At 50.2% G+C, this 18,052-nt stretch carries 12 protein-coding genes; 6 read left to right on the plus strand and 6 right to left on the minus strand.

The genetic code is table 11. The annotated features are described in order from the left end of the window. Positions 1 to 165: 165 nt before the first annotated feature. From H8705_RS09210 to H8705_RS09225, 4 genes are read left to right on the plus strand one after another with little or no spacing between them, the layout of a single operon-like run. Complete coding sequence (locus tag H8705_RS09210; protein WP_262395484.1) at positions 166 to 594, plus strand: DUF1934 domain-containing protein; 429 nt, start codon at positions 166 to 168, stop codon at positions 592 to 594. A 44-nt stretch (positions 595 to 638) separates the two neighbouring features. Further along, positions 639 to 2,333, plus strand: coding sequence for an arginine--tRNA ligase (gene argS / locus H8705_RS09215; RefSeq protein WP_262395593.1), 1,695 nt, complete (start codon positions 639 to 641; stop codon positions 2,331 to 2,333). 36 nt (positions 2,334 to 2,369) lie between these two features. Further along, positions 2,370 to 3,596 carry a homocysteine S-methyltransferase family protein gene (locus H8705_RS09220; protein ID WP_262395485.1) on the plus strand — a complete coding sequence of 409 codons (1,227 nt, stop codon included), beginning with the start codon at positions 2,370 to 2,372 and terminating at the stop codon, positions 3,594 to 3,596. Positions 3,597 to 3,621: 25 nt separating this feature from the next. Next, complete coding sequence (locus tag H8705_RS09225) at positions 3,622 to 4,245, plus strand: flavin reductase (protein WP_262395486.1); 624 nt, start codon at positions 3,622 to 3,624, stop codon at positions 4,243 to 4,245. Positions 4,246 to 4,285: 40 nt separating this feature from the next. Here the strand turns inward: H8705_RS09225 and H8705_RS09230 are convergent, their stop codons facing one another. The 5 genes from H8705_RS09230 to glmU all read right to left on the minus strand — a co-directional run bounded on the left by H8705_RS09230 (position 4,286) and on the right by glmU (position 12,024). Then, entirely contained in the window at positions 4,286 to 5,317 is a 1,032-nt protein-coding gene (locus H8705_RS09230) for a peptidylprolyl isomerase (protein ID WP_262395487.1), read from the minus strand. A gap of 99 nt (positions 5,318 to 5,416) precedes the next feature. Beyond that, positions 5,417 to 8,878: a transcription-repair coupling factor gene (mfd, locus tag H8705_RS09235; protein ID WP_262395488.1), complete on the minus strand. Its 3,462-nt coding sequence runs from the start codon at positions 8,876 to 8,878 to the stop codon at positions 5,417 to 5,419. A 32-nt stretch (positions 8,879 to 8,910) separates the two neighbouring features. After that, positions 8,911 to 9,528 (minus strand): aminoacyl-tRNA hydrolase, encoded by a 618-nt coding sequence (pth, locus tag H8705_RS09240; protein ID WP_262395489.1) that lies wholly within the window; start codon positions 9,526 to 9,528, stop codon positions 8,911 to 8,913. Positions 9,529 to 9,621: 93 nt separating this feature from the next. Next, positions 9,622 to 10,584, minus strand: a complete 963-nt coding sequence (locus H8705_RS09245; protein ID WP_262395490.1) for a ribose-phosphate diphosphokinase — start codon at positions 10,582 to 10,584, stop codon at positions 9,622 to 9,624. A 54-nt stretch (positions 10,585 to 10,638) separates the two neighbouring features. After that, positions 10,639 to 12,024 (minus strand): bifunctional UDP-N-acetylglucosamine diphosphorylase/glucosamine-1-phosphate N-acetyltransferase GlmU, encoded by a 1,386-nt coding sequence (gene glmU, locus H8705_RS09250; RefSeq protein ID WP_262395491.1) that lies wholly within the window; start codon positions 12,022 to 12,024, stop codon positions 10,639 to 10,641. Between the two features lie 305 nt (positions 12,025 to 12,329). Here glmU and ppdK point away from each other — a divergent pair, with 305 nt between their 5' ends. Next, positions 12,330 to 14,963, plus strand: a complete 2,634-nt coding sequence (gene ppdK, locus H8705_RS09255; protein ID WP_262395492.1) for a pyruvate, phosphate dikinase — start codon at positions 12,330 to 12,332, stop codon at positions 14,961 to 14,963. A 54-nt stretch (positions 14,964 to 15,017) separates the two neighbouring features. On the opposite strand, the gene H8705_RS09260 is transcribed toward ppdK, so the two are convergent. After that, entirely contained in the window at positions 15,018 to 16,151 is a 1,134-nt protein-coding gene (locus H8705_RS09260) for an FtsW/RodA/SpoVE family cell cycle protein (RefSeq protein ID WP_262395493.1), read from the minus strand. A gap of 188 nt (positions 16,152 to 16,339) precedes the next feature. On the opposite strand from H8705_RS09260, the gene H8705_RS09265 reads away from it, so the two are divergent. After that, on the plus strand, positions 16,340 to 18,007 hold the full coding sequence (locus tag H8705_RS09265) for a formate--tetrahydrofolate ligase (protein WP_262395494.1): 1,668 nt from the start codon (positions 16,340 to 16,342) through the stop codon (positions 18,005 to 18,007). Positions 18,008 to 18,052: the final 45 nt, after the last annotated feature.

Consider the following 18,052-nt stretch of genomic DNA (forward strand, 5'->3'; position numbering starts at 1 on the left):
TGCGAAACCGCAAGGAGCTTTTATCGGCCCGCGTCCAAAAATGCAAAGCGTTTTCCCCGCCGTTGGCGGGCGCAAATCTGCGATTTGCGGGGCGCGGCTGTACGCTATAAAAAATGTCCGTCTGTGCCTGGGAATTTTGGCAGAGACGATAAAGGAGACCACAGTATGAAAAAGGACGTGCTTATTGAAATTAAAGGGATCTATACCCAGGATGATGAAACGGATGAAGTGGAGCTGTTGACCACTGGCTCTTATTATAAACGAGGCGGGGACTATTTTATCGCTTATGACGAATCCGAGGTCACCGGCTTTGAAGGTTCCCGTACGGTGCTTCGGGTGGAAGCAGACCGCAAAGTGACCTTGTCCCGCAGCGGCGCTGCCAAAGCCCAGTTAATTATCGAGCGGGGAGTTCGCCACCAGTGTCATTATGACACCGGCTACGGCCCCATGATGATCGGGGTTTCCGGAGACAAGGTGGTTTCCTCTTTAAACGACAATGGAGGAGATTTGGAATTTCGATATTCTTTGGACATCAACACTCTGCTCGCCAGCGAAAATCAGGTGTTTGTCAATGTAAAAGAACAGCCCCAATAAGATTGTTTGCAGAGAAATGAAAATAAAGGACGTGTATGTTTAAAATGACCAATCCTGTATTAGACGCGAAAAATGCGCTCAACACATTGATTTCTGACGCTTTGCACAAAGCCATGGAAAACGGGGCGCTGCCCAAGACTGATGATCTGCCCGCTTATGTGGTGGAAATTCCGGGGGATACTTCCCATGGGGATTACGCTTCCAATGTGGCCATGGCCTGCGCCCGGACGTTTAAATGCGCTCCCCGCATGGTCGCTCAAGCGATTATAGAAAATATTTCTTTGGATGGGACGTATTTCGATCGCATGGAGATCGCCGGTCCCGGATTTTTAAATTTCTTTGCAGGCAAGCGATGGTTTTCCCAGGTGGTGGACACGGTGCGAAAAGAAGGAGCGGATTACGGCCGCACTGACTTTGGCAAAAAAGAAAAAGTGATGGTGGAGTTTGTTTCCGCCAATCCCACCGGCCCTATGCATATGGGAAACGCCCGCGGCGGCGCCATCGGCGACTGTCTGGCGGCGGCGCTGGACTGGTCCGGCCATGACGTTACCCGGGAATTTTATGTAAACGATGCGGGCAACCAGGTGGCTAAATTCGGACTTTCTCTGGAAGCCCGTTATCTTCAGATTTATAAAGGTGAGGACGCGGTACCCTTCCCTGAGGACGGTTACCATGGGGATGATATTAAGGTACGCGCGCAGGAATATGCCGATCAGTACGGGGAAAAACTTCTTGAGGCAGACCCTCAGGTCCGCCGGCAGGAATTGACTGATTTTGCCCTGCCCAGGAATATCGACAAGCTGCGCACCGATCTGGAGCGGTATCGGATTACCTATGACGTATGGTTCAGGGAAAGCACCCTGCATCACGGAGCGATTGATGAAGCGATCCAAACGCTCACGCAGCGCGGGCTCACCTATGAGAAAGACGACGCTCTGTGGTACAAGGCCACTCAGTTCGGCGCGGAAAAAGACGAAGTTTTAGTTCGCGGAAACCATTATCCCACCTATTTCGCGGCGGATATCGCCTATCACTACAATAAATTTGCCGTCCGGCATTTTGACCGGGTGATCAATATCTGGGGCGCGGATCATCACGGCCATGTGGCCCGGCTCAAGGGCGCTATGGACGCCATCGGTCTGGACGGTGGGAAGCTGGATATTATTTTAATGCAGTTGGTGCGCCTAACCCGGGATGGACAGCTGGTAAAAATGTCAAAACGTACCGGAAAGGCCATCTCGTTAACCGATTTAATCGACGACGTGCCGGTAGATGCGGCCCGTTTCTTCTTTAATATGCGGGAACCAAATTCTACTCTGGATTTTGATTTGGACCTGGCGGTGGAACAGACCTCCCAAAATCCGGTATACTATGTTCAGTATGCCCATGCCCGGATCTGCAGCATCCTTCGTAATTTGGCTCAAGAAGGCGTCTCCCCCAGAGACTGCACTTTGGAGGAGTTGGATCGGATGGAGACGCTGGAGGAAAAAGAGATGATCCGCTGTCTTTCCCGGTTCCCTCAGGAGATTGTGGAGGCTGCGAAAAATTACGACCCCGCCCGGCTGACCCATTATGCTATCGACGTGGCCACTGTATTTCACAAGTTTTATAACGCCTGCCGGGTAAAAACAGAGGATGAGTCTTTAATGCAGGCAAGGTTAAATTTGTGCCTTGGGGTAAAGCAGGTAATTTGCAATGTGCTGTCCTTACTGAAGATCAGCGCTCCGGAATCTATGTAATAAAATATCCAAAAAGGAAAGAATGGTGATAAATAAATGAGCCTTACCGACTGCGACCGAAGTAGCTTTTCCCTTCCGCTTTTGCTGGACGGAGCCACCGGCACCCGATATATGGCCGCCGGGATGCCCAGCGGTATATGTGTGGAAAAATGGGCCTGCGAGCACCCGGAGGTAGTGCGCCGCGTAATCTCGTCCTATGTACAGGCAGGTTCGGATATTGTGTATGCCCCTACTTTCTTGGCCAACGCTGGAAATTTGAAAAACTATGGGCTAAGCGAGCAGGTAGTCCAGCTCAACACAGAGATTATTGGCTTCGCTAAACAGGCAGTAGGGAGCCATCCGGTAAAAATTGCCGGGGATATGTCCACCACCGGACTGATATGCGAACCTTTTGGAGACACGGAATTTCTCCATTTAATCGGAATTTATGCGGAGCAGGCCATGGCTTTGAAAGAGGCTGGAGCGGATCTGCTGGCGATTGAAACCATGTCCTCCCTTGCCGAATGCCGGGCGGCGGTCATCGCTTCCCGTCAGACGGGACTTCCCATCTTTGTAACTATCACCGTAGACAAGGCGGGGCGTACCTTATGGGGAGACGACGTATTGGTCTGTCTGGTGGTTTTGCAGGGGATGGGAATCAGCGCTTTCGGGCTTAACTGTTCCGAGGGGCCGCAGGATATGCTTCCTTTGTTTGAGCGGATTTCTCCTTATGCCAAAGTTCCTTTGATTGCTAAGCCCAACGCTGGCAATCCCCCCCTTACCCCGGTGCAGTTCAGCCAGAAATGCCGGGAACTGATGCAAAAAGGAGTTTCTATTATCGGGGGCTGCTGCGGTACGGACGAACAATATATCAAAGCGCTTCGCCACATGATCAATTCCTTTGATATTGAACAGATAAAAATCCAGCCGGCGGACGTTGATATTTTGGCCGCGGGCAGGGAACTCTATTATTTGGACGACGATTTGGAATATTCCCAGCCGGTCACTTGTTCTGTGGATATGGCAGACGCACTGCTGGACGCCTGCGAAGAAAGCTGCGATGCGGTGCTAGTTCATTTGGATACGCCGGACGACGGTTATCAGTTTTCACTGAACGCCCATATGGTGGATATGCCGGTGGCCTTCGAATCTGAATCTCTGGAGGCGTTGGACAACGCTTTGCTTCACTTTAACGGAAAGGCTCTGGTAACCAGTACCTATTGCCAGCTGGATCGGGAAGAAATCCAGCCGGTAGCAAAAAAATATGGGGCGGTCGTCCTGTAATTGAAATCAAAGGAGTGGCAATCGTATGGACTTAACTTCATTATTTAAACTATCTTACGGCTTGTATATTGTATCCTCCACAGATGGAGAGAAGCACGGGGGATGTATTGTAAATACGGTAACTCAGGTCACTGCAGAACCGGTAAAGCTCGTTGTAGCGGTGCATAAGGACAACGTAACTACCTCCATGATTGAAAAATCCGGAAAGTTCTGTGTTTGTGTCTTAAACGAAACCGCTCCTATGGAGCTGATCGGCCGGTTTGGTTTTAAAACTTCTAGGGATATAGATAAGTTTGATGGAATTGAATATAAAGTGGACAAAAACGGGCTGTATTATCCGGCCCAGGAGGTTGCCGCGGTAGTTTCCTGCAACGTGCTGGAAAAAGTGGATCTTGGCACCCATATACTGTTTGTGGCCCAAGCCTGCGACGCTTTCACAGTCAATGACCAACCTGTATTGACCTACGCTTATTATCACAGCGTTAAAAAGGGCCGCACTCCTCCTAAAGCATCTTCTTACCAGAAGCCTCAGAAAAAGTCCGGCTTTAAATGTACGGTCTGCGGATATATCTATGAAGGGGATACCCTTCCTGAAGATTATGTGTGCCCTGTTTGCGGGGTTGCTGCCAACATGTTCGAAAAGCTATAAATAATCAGCCCCGGAAGCCTTGGCTTCCGGGGCTGATTATTTATACTTTCAGTTTGTCGGCAGTATACCGCTTGATAGAGGCGTCGTTCCAGGTAATTTCCAGGCCCGCGGCATATTCATCCAGCTTAGCCTGAAACTCATCGGATTTCATAATGCTCAGCAGGGCGGTTTTTCTTGCTTCGAAATCTGCAGGGTCTTCATCGGTCTGATAGCGCATCACCAGATAAATATTATCCTGCGTCTCAATCTTGACCGGCTCGCCTATGGGAGCTGCGAATATCTGATCTACCACTTCCTTGGCATAGGTAGTGCTGCTCTTGGCAAGGAAGCTGAAAGAAGATCCTTTCTCCGGCTTTGTCACGCTGTCCGGGTCGGAAGAAGATTCCTTCTTCGCCTCATACAGCAGCTCTTCCATATCCCCGCCTTCTTTGGCCAGGTTATAGTATTTGTCCACCAAGTCCCTGGTTTTCTGCAGCGTCTCCTCAGGCAGAGGATTGCCTTCGCTGTCCTTTAAGTTGAGAGGCATGATAATAATCTTCGCATAGTCCTCTACAAACTTGGCCTTCAGTTCTGCTTCCGGAACCTCTTGTGTTCCGCCTTCGCCGTAGATAGCCTGGAAAATAACGGACTTTTTCTCGTCGTTGGCAATGCTCTTGGTATAGGAATCTTTGGAAATACCATTGTCAAGGTAGGCCGTTTCCAGCATGCTCCAGTAGTAGTCTACCACCTGCGACATATTCATCTGCTGTTCTTCTGTAAGGGACAGCCCCATTTCATCAAACATCTTTTCCACAGCCAGATACTGGCTTACGGATTTTTTCGCATCCTCCGTGATCTTATCCGCTACGGTAACGCCATCAATCTGCTCTTTTAAAGGGTCCTTCGCTTCCTGATCCACTTGGGAAACAGCTCCATAATAAGCAGTGATCATCCGTTCAATATAAAGCCCCGCCGGAACGGTCAATTCCCCGGATTTTGCCGCCCAGGTGGTATCCTGGCCCGCGCAGGCCGCCAAAGAAAGGGAGAGTATAAGAGCCAGCGCCAAAGCTAGGGTTTTTTTAACAATCTTCATTTTTATCGTCCTCCTGAAAAGGGTAGTTTACAATCATACCAAAGTATTTTACCACAGCTTATGGGAAAAGTCTATATGAAAATGTAAACAAACCGCCGCTTACTGCTGCGGTTTCATTGCCGCCAATGTTTCCCGAATGGTATCTATCGGTTGGGTTCCTTCTGGAATTTTTACAGAAATATACGGTTTTATTCCGACATTTACCATCACCCTGCCGCGAAGTTTGGCAGCGGCGGCGGCCGCTTTTTCCATATCCATAGTTTCTGGATAGAAAAGGATTTTATCCCCTCTTTGAGAGATTTCTTTCATTCCCATAAGGGCGGCGGTATTCCGCACCAGCGCCACATCCACCAGGCCTTTCACCGCTTCCGGCGGATCTCCAAACCGATCGATCAACTCGTCAATAATATCCATCGCGTCCTCATCATCAGCAATTCCAGCGATTTTTTTATAAATATCAATCCGTTGGGCAAGGTTTTCAATATACTCTTCCGGAATATGTGCCCCTACCCGGATATCTACCATACATTCCGCCGCAAGCTGAGGGGTTTCCCCTTTCTGCTGCGCCACCGCTTCCGATAGCATCCTTAGATACATATCGTAACCAACCGCTTCCATATGTCCATGCTGCTGTGCGCCCAAAATATTGCCTGCTCCGCGGATTTCTAAATCCCGCATCGCAATACGGAACCCAGAACCGAAAGAAGTAAACTCCCTGATCGCCGCCAATCGTTTGGAAGCAACATCCGAAAGCTGTTTGTCCCGGCGAAAGGTAAGGTACGCAAATGCCCGGCGGGTGCTTCTTCCTACCCTTCCCCGAATCTGATACAGCTGGGACAGGCCCATCCGATCCGCATCTTCAATAATCAGGGTGTTGCAGTTAGGCACATCCACCCCGGTTTCAATAATGGTGGTGCATACCAAAATATCGATCTCATGGTCCAACAGGCGCTGCCATACCCCGGAGAGCTGTTCCTCACTCATCTTGCCGTGGGCGGCGACAATCCGCGCCTGCGGCAAGAGCTGCTGCAGCTTGTACGCGCAGCCGTCAATGCTTTCCACTCGGTTGTGCAGATAAAACGCCTGTCCTCCCCGGCGAAGCTCTCTTTGAAGAGCCTGGGCGATCACTCCCCAGTCATGCTCGATCACATAGGTCTGTACCGGATGCCTGTCCTGAGGGGCCTCCTCAATAATAGACATGTCCCGAATACCGGACATGGCCATATTCAACGTCCTGGGGATAGGCGTCGCCGAGAGGGTCAGCACATCCACCGTACTGCGCAGTTCCTTAAATTTTTCTTTGTGGCGCACGCCAAACCTCTGTTCCTCATCGATAACGCACAGGCCCAAGTCTTTAAACTGCACGTCGTTTTGCACCAGCCGGTGGGTACCGATAATAATATCAATTCCTCCGCGGCGAAGCTCTTTGATAATCTCTTTTTGTTCTTTGGCGCTGCGGAACCGGGAAAGCAGCTCCACATTGATTGGGAATCCCTCCATACGGGCCTGGATGGTCTGAAAATGCTGCCAGGCCAAAATGGTGGTGGGTACTAGGATGGCGCATTGTTTGTTGTCCATCACACATTTGAAAGCCGCCCGCACCGCTACCTCTGTCTTGCCAAAACCTACGTCCCCGCACAAAAGCCGGTCCATGGGAACGGTGCTTTCCATATCCCCTTTGATCTCCTGGATGCACCGAAGCTGATCCTCCGTCTCCTCATAAGCAAACCGCCGCTCAAAGTCGTTCTGCCAATCGCTGTCCGGCGAAAAGGCAAATCCTTTCACCTGCATCCGTTTAGCGTACAGCTCAATCAGCTCCTTGGCCATATCCTGAACAGCCTTTTTTACCCGCTGGCGGGTTTTTTGCCATTCGATGGAGTTAAGCTTATTTAATTTGACGGCCGCATCCTCCCGGCCCCCGATATATTTACTCACCAAATCCAGCTGGGTTACCGGAACAAACAAGGTATCCGTCCCAGCGTAGCGAATTTTAATATAATCTTTGGTAATCCCCTGGATATCCCGTTTGACAATCCCTTCAAACACCCCGATCCCATGGGAAACATGAACCACATAATCCCCTGGAGTCAAATCGCTGATATCCTTGAGTTTTTTTCCTTCCTTTGAACGCCTTTTCTTCTGGGTAACGCCGGCGCCCGACTTGGCATGGGAGATCACCGCCAGCTTAATTCCCGGATACTCCACTCCGGCGCTGATGGAAGAACCGATCACATATACCGCGCCCGGCGTCAGTCCTCCCACGTCATCCACCCAGGAAGCAGGGATTTTTTCCCGGCGCAGATCCCCTGCCAGCGCGTCGGCTGAACGTTCGGTACCGGCGAACACTACCACGCAATACCCCTGCTCCAAGTAGTTCTGGACGTCCTCCTTAAGCAAGGAAAACTCACCGCCCCAGGAAGAAAGCTGGATCGCGTTTACATTGATCATTTCTTTAAGCGGAATATCCCCCACCGAACGGACAAAGGTATCCATAAGTACCGAATTGGAAGAAGCCGCATGCCTTTGCAGATCTACAAAATCCTCGCTGTATTTATCGCAGCCTTTAAACAAAACTCCCTCTTCCAGCAGGATTTTAATATCTTCGTTCTCCTGGACCTGAAGATTTTTCAGCACTTCCCGGCAGTTGGCCGTGTCGCAGAGATACAGCACATCCTCAGGCATATAATCATAGATAGTCGCCGGGCTGGGATAAATCAGCGGCAAAAACCGATCCAAGCTGTCGGGCATGAGACCGCTCTCAATCCGGGCAATCTCCTTTTGGATATTTTCCTTGGCCTTTTTCCCCTGCGTTCCCCGCAGGCCGCCGGCCGCTTTTTGCAGCAGCTTTATCAGCCGCTCTTCGCTTTCGCACACCACCTCCGCCGCCGGGGTGATGGTCACCTCCTGCACCGTCTCATGGCGGCGCTGGGTATCCACTTTAAAGGAGGCGATGGTATCAATCTCATCCCCCCAGAACTCAAGCCGGTAAGGATCGGCTACATGGGGTGGGAAAAAATCCAAAATACCGCCCCGCTGGGAGAATTGACACACCCCTTCCACCTGAGCGCTGTGGGTGTATCCAGCGGAAACCAAAAAACCGATCAGATCTTCCATCTGGCAGCTTTCCCCGGACTTTACCGTTTTTGTACGGGCCGCCAATGTCTGAGGCGGGATGGTATATTGGAGGGACGCCTTTGCGCAGGCCACTACCACTTGGCATTGGCCCGCCGCCAGTTTCCCCAATACTTTCAGCCGGGCATGTTCATACTCTCTGGAGACCCCCTGCACCTGCTGAAAGGTCAGCTCCCTGGAAGGGAACAGCAAAGCCAGCTCTCTTCCCGCCAGCATGTTGATATCCTCACACATACGCACGGCCGTGGCTTCGTCAGGCACGACAACCAGCCCGCTTTTGCAAAGCAGGCTGGTAAAAGAATAAATAAACCCAGATTTGTGGACATTGGAAAGTCCGGTAATCAGCACCGGAGTTTGTTTGTGTTCTATGGCAAAGCTTATTTTTTTAAACTCTTCCATGGAACCGATCAGGTTCGCAAAACCTTTCATGGCCACACCTTTCGTCAAATAAGATACCGATGTCAGCAGTTATATTTGTTCATCGCCATATCGATCTTTCCTTGGATGATCAACCGGGCCGCACAAGCGACATTCTCCAGTTCCTTATTCAGAACCGCCGCATCCTCTTTTGAGAATTTGCCCAAAACCCACGCGGCTAAATCATATCTGGGGTCGGGTTTTTGCCCCACCCCAATTTTAATTCTCGGGAAGGTATCCTTCCCAGTAAGGTATATGATGCTTTTAATACCGTTATGTCCTCCATCGCTGCCCTGGCGCCGGATACGAAGCCGCCCCACATCCAGGCTCACATCGTCAAAAATAACCAACACCCGCTCAATGGGGATTTTATAAAAGCTCATCGCTTCCTGCACCGCCTGACCAGAATTGTTCATAAAGGTGGACGGCTTCATCAGGAGCACTCGTTTTCCCTCGATCATAGCGTCGCCGCACAAGGATTTAAATTTCAGTTTCTTCAGATCAGTCCCGCAGTTTTCCGCTAAAAAATCCAAAGCGTGAAACCCAATATTGTGCCGGGTGCTTTCATATTCCTTCCCGGGATTTCCCAGCCCGACCACTAAAAATTCCACTGGACCGGATGCCGCCGCGCCGGAAAATCGGTTTTTGAGTTTTGAGAACATCCCCTGTTCCTCCTACCGCAGTGATATTAGATAGAAACAGGGCGGAAGACTTGGCTTCCGCCCCGCATAGTACTATGTAACGCCAAACTTTTATCAGCCAAACAGCGGAGAGACCGGTTTATCCTCATAAATTCTTTCAATCGCTTCGGCGAAAACCGGCGCTACGGAAAGCAGGGTGATCTTTTCGATCATCTTTTCTTCCGGAATGGAAATGGTGTCCAAAAATACCATTTCTTTAATCGCGCTGTCCTGAATCCTTTGAATGGCCGCCCCAGAAAGGATACCGTGGGTAGCACAGGCGTATACTTCCGCCGCGCCGCCTCTTTCTACAATCGCGTTGGCGCTGTTGCACAGGGTGCCGGCGGTATCGATCATATCGTCTAAAATAATAACTTTCTTTCCTTTCACGTCGCCAATCAGGTTCATAACCTCGGATTCATTTGCTTTCGGACGGCGCTTATCTACAATCGCCAAAGGCGCGTCAAACCGCTCGGCGAATTTTCTCGCTCTGGTAACCGAACCCAAGTCCGGGGAAACCACTACTACATCCTTCTTGCTTTCTCCTCTGAAACGGGAGCCGAAGTAGGATACAAACAGGGGCATTCCCAGCAGATGGTCTACCGGGATGTTAAAAAATCCCTGGATCTGCGCCGCGTGCAGATCCATCGTCAGCACTCTGTCTGCGCCGGCGGTGGTGATCAAGTCCGCGCAAAGCTTTGCGGAAATCGGGTCTCTTGCTTTTGCTTTTCTGTCCTGTCTGGCATATCCGAAATAAGGGATAACTGCCGTAATACGTCCTGCGGAAGCTCTTTTAAAAGCATCGATCATAATAAGAAGTTCCATCAGATTGTCATTGACCGGATGGCAGGTGGACTGCACTACAAACACGTCAGAGCCGCGTACCGACTCATTGATGGATACAGAAACCTCCCCGTCAGAGAAATGGGTCACTTCGCTTTTCCCAAGGGGCAGGCCAAGATTTTTGGCGATCTGCATCGCAACTTTTGGGTTGGCATTCGCCGTAAAAATTTTGATGTCTTTTCCGTGCAAGTTCATTTAATAGTTACTCCCTTTCCACAATTTCGCGCCCTGCATTTTAAACGTCTGGTACTAGATCTTTTTCTTAATCTTTCCCTTTGCCCAGTGTTTCTTTATCTCCTGACGCACTCTACCGATAGCCAGTGCGTCGTCAGGAACATCTTCATCCACCGTCGTACCGGCGGCAGTATAGGCCCCATCTCCCACTTTTACCGGGGCTATGAGGTTGGTATTACAGCCGATAAACGCGTGGTCGCCGATAGTGGTGCGGAACTTATTTTGGCCGTCGTAATTGACGGTAACCACTCCGCACCCAAAGTTGACCCCTGCGCCTACGTCGCTGTCGCCTATGTAAGTCAGATGGGCGATAGAAGTTTTTTCGCCGATGGTGGAATTTTTTACCTCGACAAAATCCCCTATCTTCACCCCGTCCATAATATGACTGCCCGGCCGCAGCTGACTAAACGGTCCGATGGTAGCCGCGCAGCCCACTGTGGAACTGGTCATATAAGAAGCGATAATACTGCTGCCGTCCCCCACCTGGCTGTCCATAAGGTAAGAATTCGGCCCGATTACGCAATTTTCGCCGATAGTAGTATTCCCTGCCAATATCGTTCCCGGCATTATTTTGGTCCCTGGAGCAATATGCACATCAGTTCCTATTATAACACCATCATCAAAGGGTATGTCAACTCCATTCGACAAATGCCTTTCTATTTCTCTGTTTCTGGCAATATCGTTTAGCATTTTCAACGCTTTTCGGTCATTTGCACCAAGGACCACGTCTGTGGAATGGCAGGCATACCCGTCTACCCGTTCCTGCAGTTTTCTAGCAATTTTCACTACGTCGGTCAGGTAATATTCCCCCTGGGCGTTGTCCGCAGTGAAATGAGAAAGGGCCTTTTGCAGAAAACTGGCTTTGAACCAATAGGTCCCGGAATTGATCTCATCGATCAATTTTTCCTGCTGAGTCGCGTCCGACTCCTCCACAATGGCGCTGACTTCCCCGCTCTCGGTACGCACAATACGGCCGTAGCCGAAAGGTTCCTGCAGCCGGGCGGTCACCAGCGTCACCGCATTGTGCTGGCGGATATGCTGGGCGTAAGCCGCCGCCAAAACCTCGGCGGAAATAAAAGGGGCGTCTCCATTGAGCACCGCCACATCCCCGCCCCCTTCCAGGGCCTGGGCAGCCGTCATCACCGCATGGCCGGTTCCCCGGCGCTGGGACTGTATAACTATATTACATTCCGGAGAAACCGCCTGTTTTACCTGTTCGGCGCCTGCTCCCGCGACTACATACACTTCCTCTATCCCCGCCTTGCGGCAGGCCTGTTCCACCCATGTGATCATGGGTTTCATTAATACTTCGCACAGCACTTTGGGCTGTTTGGATTTCATGCGTTTGCCGTCTCCCGCGGCAAGCAGTATGGCACATCTGCGCTGGCTGTCAAATGACAAAGAAAACTCCGCCTCTCTGTAATGAAATTGTTCGCCGAAGGGCCCGGTTGACGAGACTCCCTCGGCTCACACGTTTCCTTACTTTATATTATGTCAATTTTTTCGGCAGTTTGCAAGAGATATTCGCCTTATTTTGCTCACATAATGTGAATTATTTTTTGTTTAAAACTCTGGAAATAACCTACACTATTTGATATAATAAGTCTTAGCGTATTTTATGCCGGTAAATTTACCCAATTTTTCGGCTTAGAAAATTTATTTTTGTTTTCTAAAAAAGTTTATAAAATACAGGAGGTAGTTTAAAAGTGGGTAAAAAATTTGTTTACATGTTTTCTGAGGGCAACGGCTCCATGCGTGAGCTGCTCGGAGGCAAAGGTGCTAACCTTGCTGAAATGACAGGTCTTGGAATGCCTGTTCCTCAAGGGTTCACCGTTACTACGGAAGCTTGTACCCAGTATTATGCCGATGGTCAGCGTATCAACGATGACATTCAGGCGGAAATTTTCAAAAATCTTGAAAATTTGGAAAAAATCAGCGGAAAGAAATTCGGCGATCCTGAAAATCCTCTGCTGGTATCCGTACGTTCCGGCGCCCGGGCTTCTATGCCTGGTATGATGGATACAATCCTCAATTTGGGGCTCAATGACGAAGTGGTGGAGAGCTTTGCCAAAAAAACCAACAATCCCCGTTTCGCTTACGACTCCTACCGCCGTTTCATTCAGATGTATTCCGACGTTGTAATGGAAGTAGGTAAAGCGTACTTTGAAAAGCTCATCGACGAGATGAAGGAGAAAAAGGGCGTTACCATGGATACCGATCTGGATGCGGACGATCTCAAAGAATTGGCCAGACTGTTTAAGGCCGAGTATAAAGAGAAAAAGGGAGTAGACTTCCCTACTGATCCCAAAGAACAGCTCATGGGCGCTGTGATGGCGGTATTCCGTTCCTGGGATAACCCTAGAGCGATCTACTACAGAAGAATGAACGACATTCCTTCCTCCTGGGGAACCGCGGTTAATGTGCAGATGATGGTATTCGGCAATACCGGCGACACTTCCGGTACCGGCGTTGCTTTCACCCGCAATCCCGCCACTGGTGAAAAGAAGCTGTTCGGCGAATTTTTGATGAACGCCCAGGGCGAAGATGTGGTAGCCGGCGTAAGAACCCCTCAGACCATTGATCAGCTGGCGAAAATCATGCCGGACGCTTATAATCAGTTTGTCGAAATCTGCGGCCGCCTGGAAAAACATTACCGGGATATGCAGGACATGGAGTTTACCATCGAAAATAAAAAATTGTATATGCTTCAGACCAGAAACGGCAAGAGAACCGCCGCTGCTGCCCTGAAAATCGCCTGCGATCTGGTGGACGAGGGTATGATCTCTGAAAAAGAGGCCGTTTGCATGATCGATCCCAAACAGCTGGACGCTTTGCTGCATCCGCAGTTTGACGCCAAGGCCCTCAAAGCTGCCAAACCGATCGGAAGCGCTCTTCCTGCGTCTCCGGGCGCTGCTTGCGGCAAGGTGGTATTTACTGCTGAAAAAGCGGTAGAACGGGCTGCTGCTGGTGATAAAGTGGTTCTTGTCCGTCTGGAAACCTCTCCGGAAGATATTGAGGGAATGCACGTATCCCAGGGTATCCTCACCGTACGGGGCGGCATGACCTCCCATGCGGCGGTAGTTGCTCGTGGTATGGGTACCTGCTGTGTATCCGGCTGCGGTGAAATTAAAATGGATGAGGCAAACGGCTGCTTCACTTTGGGCGGCAACACCTATCATGAAGGGGACTATATCTCCCTGGACGGCACTACCGGCAACATCTATGGGGAAGCCATCCCAACGGTAGCCGCGGACATTTCCGGCGACTTCGGGCGGATTATGAACTGGGCTGACCAGTTCCGGACCCTGCAGGTAAGAACCAACGCGGACACCCCCCGGGACGCTAAACAGGCGGTTTCCTTCGGAGCGCAAGGCGTTGGCCTGTGCCGTACTGAGCATATGTTCTTTGAAGGCGAGCGTATCAAAGCGGTTCGTGAAATGATTGTTTCCAAAACTGAAGAGCAGAGACGCGCTGCTCTGGCCAAACTTCTGCCTATGCAGAGAGGCGACTTTGAAGCTATTTATGAGGCTCTGGAAGGCAAGCCGGTAACCATTCGTTATTTGGATCCGCCCCTCCATGAATTCCTGCCTACAGTGGAAGAAGATATTATCGAGCTGGCAAATGAAATGCGCATGGATCTGACCGATCTGAAGGCGGTTATCGCTTCCCTGCATGAATTTAACCCCATGATGGGTCATCGTGGCTGCCGCTTGGCGGTTTCTTATCCTGAAATCGCTGAAATGCAGACCCAGGCTGTAATTGAGGCCGCTCTTAATGTAAGCAAGAAACATCCTGACTGGAACCTGGTTCCTGAAATCATGATTCCTCTGGTCGGAGAAGTAAAAGAACTTGCTTATGTCAAGGGTATTGTAGTAAAAACTGCCGACAAGATTATCGCTGATGCAAAATCAGATATGAAATATAAAGTCGGTACTATGATTGAAATTCCACGTGCCGCCCTGACCGCGGACGAAATTGCCAAAGAAGCGGAATTTTTCAGCTTCGGTACCAACGATTTGACCCAGATGACCTTCGGCTTCAGCCGTGACGACGCGGGTAACTTCCTGTCCTACTATTATGACAAGAAGATCTATGAATCCGATCCGTTTGCCCGTCTGGACCAGACCGGCGTAGGCAAGTTGGTGGAAATGGCTGCGAAACTGGGCCGTCAGACCCGCCCGGATATCAAGCTTGGTATCTGCGGCGAACACGGCGGCGATCCGAGCACTGTTGAGTTCTGCCATAAAGTAGGCCTCAATTATGTGTCTTGTTCTCCGTTCCGTGTTCCCATCGCCCGTCTGGCTGCTGCACAGGCTGCGATCAAATTTCCGAAAAACTAACAAATAAAAAAGGTCCTCCCGCCGCGGTATCGCGGCGGGAGAACCTTTTTTATTCTATTGACTGAACAGGTTTTTATCCCCGTGCATATACACCGAAAGCACCAGCCCTATCCCCATATAGGACGCAAGCACCGACGTTCCCCCGGAAGAAAGAAACGGAAGAGTAATCCCAATCACCGGAAGCAGGCTCAGGCACATGCCGATGTTGATAATCGATTGGAACGCGATCATGGCAAACACACCCACACAGATCAGTTTTCCCTGCAGATCCTGGGTTTCTCCGGCGCAGAGAAGAAGTTTAATACATAAAAGAATAATCACAACAACCACAGCCAAACATCCCACAAATCCCAGAGATTCCCCGATAAAGGAAAAAATAAAGTCATTGTGCATCTCCGGGACATATTTGTGATCCGGCGTAAAAATCCCTTTTCCCCACACCTTGCCGGAACCGATGGCAAGCTTTGCGTTGTACTGCTGGTACATAATCCCCTGACGGTACTTGTCCGGCTGAAACAAGGCGAGAATACGCATCTTTTGATCGTTGCTCATCACTTGTGTCCACACCAGAGGAAGCGCCGCTCCCAGGGCAAGAAACGCCGGAACAATATATTTCCAGCTAAGCCCGGCGGCAAACATCATACATACAAAGATGATCGCGAACACCAGCGCCGTGCCGTCGTCCCCCTGCAAATGAACCAGCAATGTGGGAATCGCTCCGTGGATACAGAGTAAAAGCACATTCTGCGGCGCATTGAGGCGCTCCCGGCTCCGGAATAAGTGGTAGGCGAACGTAATGATAAAAGAAATCTTCAACAGTTCCGCCGGCTGAATGGACAAACCGAAAGGCAGCGACAGCCATGCCTTATCGTCCACGCCTTCCATTCTTTGGGTTCCAATAATAAACGTCAGCAAAACCAAGAAATAAACCGCCGGCACATGGATCTTCCAAAGCCGCCCCATGGTATGATAGTCAATTTTGGACATAAAAACGGCAGTCAAAGCCCCCAGGCCGCTGGCGGCGCATTGAACCAGCACTTTGCGCAGGCCTACCTCCGGCATTACGCCAGAATAAGCAATGCCCGAAATCAGCAGTAAGCTGAAAGCAGAAAGGCCCAGGCAGAGAAACCATAAATAAATATCCGTCTGCTTGATATATGTGAGAATTATTTTAAATAATTTTTTCATCTTTTTACTTCCGCTCATATAATTCAATTTAATCTGTGATTATTATACTGATAAACTGTGATTAATTCAAGGAGAAGGCAAATTTCTATCAAAACTGTCTTTTCTCCTATCGCTTTTTTTGATATACTAAGTAATAATAGTAGGGTTCATACAACAACATGCTTATTAAACGTAAAGGGGCGAATCGTTTGAAAACGGATATTGAAATCGCACAAGCTTCCCAGATGCTGCCTATCGCTGACATTGCTTCAAAGCTGGACATTCTTCCGGAAGAATTAGAACCTTATGGACGTTATAAAGCAAAAATTTCAGAAAAAATATATTCCCGTCTGGCCGACCGGCCTGACGGTAAATTAATTTTGGTGACGGCGATCAATCCAACCCCCGCCGGAGAGGGAAAGACCACCACTACCGTCGGTCTTGGACAGGCCATGGCCAAAATTGGAAAAAAGGCTGTGATTGCCCTGCGGGAGCCTTCCCTGGGACCGGTATTCGGTATTAAAGGCGGAGCGGCCGGCGGCGGCTATTCCCAGGTGGTGCCCATGGAGGACATCAATCTTCATTTTACCGGGGACATGCACGCGATCACCGCAGCCAACAACCTGCTCTGCGCGATTATTGACAACCACCTTCAACAGGGAAATACCTTAGGGATCGACCCCCGCCGGATTTTAATAAAGCGCTGCCTGGATATGAACGACCGCGCCCTGCGCAATGTGATTGTAGGCTTAGGCGGTAAAGTCAATGGAGTCCCGCGGGAGGACGGTTTTATGATCACTGTGGCCAGCGAGGTTATGGCTATTCTCTGTCTGGCGTCTGATCTCACCGATTTGAAAAAACGCCTGGGAGAAATTTTAGTGGCTTACACCTATGCCGGAAAACCTGTTTTTGCACGGGATCTGCAGGTGGATGGGGCTATGGCCGCTTTGTTAAAGGACGCCTTAAAGCCTAATCTGGTGCAGACTTTGGAAAATACTCCGGCCTTGATGCACGGCGGTCCGTTCGCCAATATCGCTCATGGCTGCAACTCGGTGCGGGCTACCCGGCTTGCGCTGAAGCTTGGGGATTACTGTATTACAGAAGCGGGATTCGGCTCCGATCTGGGGGCGGAGAAGTTTCTGGATATCAAGTGCCGCTATGCTGGGCTTTCTCCTTCCGCCATTGTGATTGTGGCTACTATGCGGGCGCTGAAGTACAATGGGGGCGTCGCGAAAACAGACGTTTCCGCCCCCAATGTGGAAGCTCTGCGCAAGGGACTTGTAAATTTGCAGGCCCATGTGGAAAACATGCAGAAATATGGCGTTCCGGTGGTGGTTGCCATCAATCGCTTTTATACGGATACGGAGGAAGAAATCGCTGTGCTGTCTGACTTCTGCGAAAAGAGCGGATGCCGTTTCGCCTTGTCCGAGGTGTTCGCTTTGGGAGGGGACGGCGGCGTGGACCTTGCCAAAAAAGTGGTAGAAGCTTGCCAGCAGCCTTCCCACTATAAACCCCTTTATGATACTGCTCTGCCCATCAAGGAAAAGATTGAAGCCATCGCCAAAAATATCTATGGCGCAGGCGAGGTGCTGTATGCTCCAGCGGCAGAAAAAATGATTGGGGAAATTGAGCGGCTGGAAAAAGCGGATCTTCCTATCTGTATCGCTAAAACACAGTATTCTCTGTCGGACGATCCTACAAAGCTGGGACGGCCTGCAGGGTTCACCATCACCGTGCGGGATATTCGCCTGAATGCCGGCGCCGGATTTATCGTAGCCCTTACCGGGGATATTATGACTATGCCAGGGCTTCCGAAGATGCCTGCGGCATATAAGATTGATGTGGACAGTCAGGGAAATATTTCCGGCTTATTCTAAGGAATAAATTTCCTTTATGTAGTGCGGAAAGAAAAGACAAATCCT

The sequence above is a fragment of the Youxingia wuxianensis genome (assembly GCF_014385085.1).
GTDB classification, from domain to species: Bacteria; Bacillota; Clostridia; order Oscillospirales; family Ruminococcaceae; genus Youxingia; species Youxingia wuxianensis.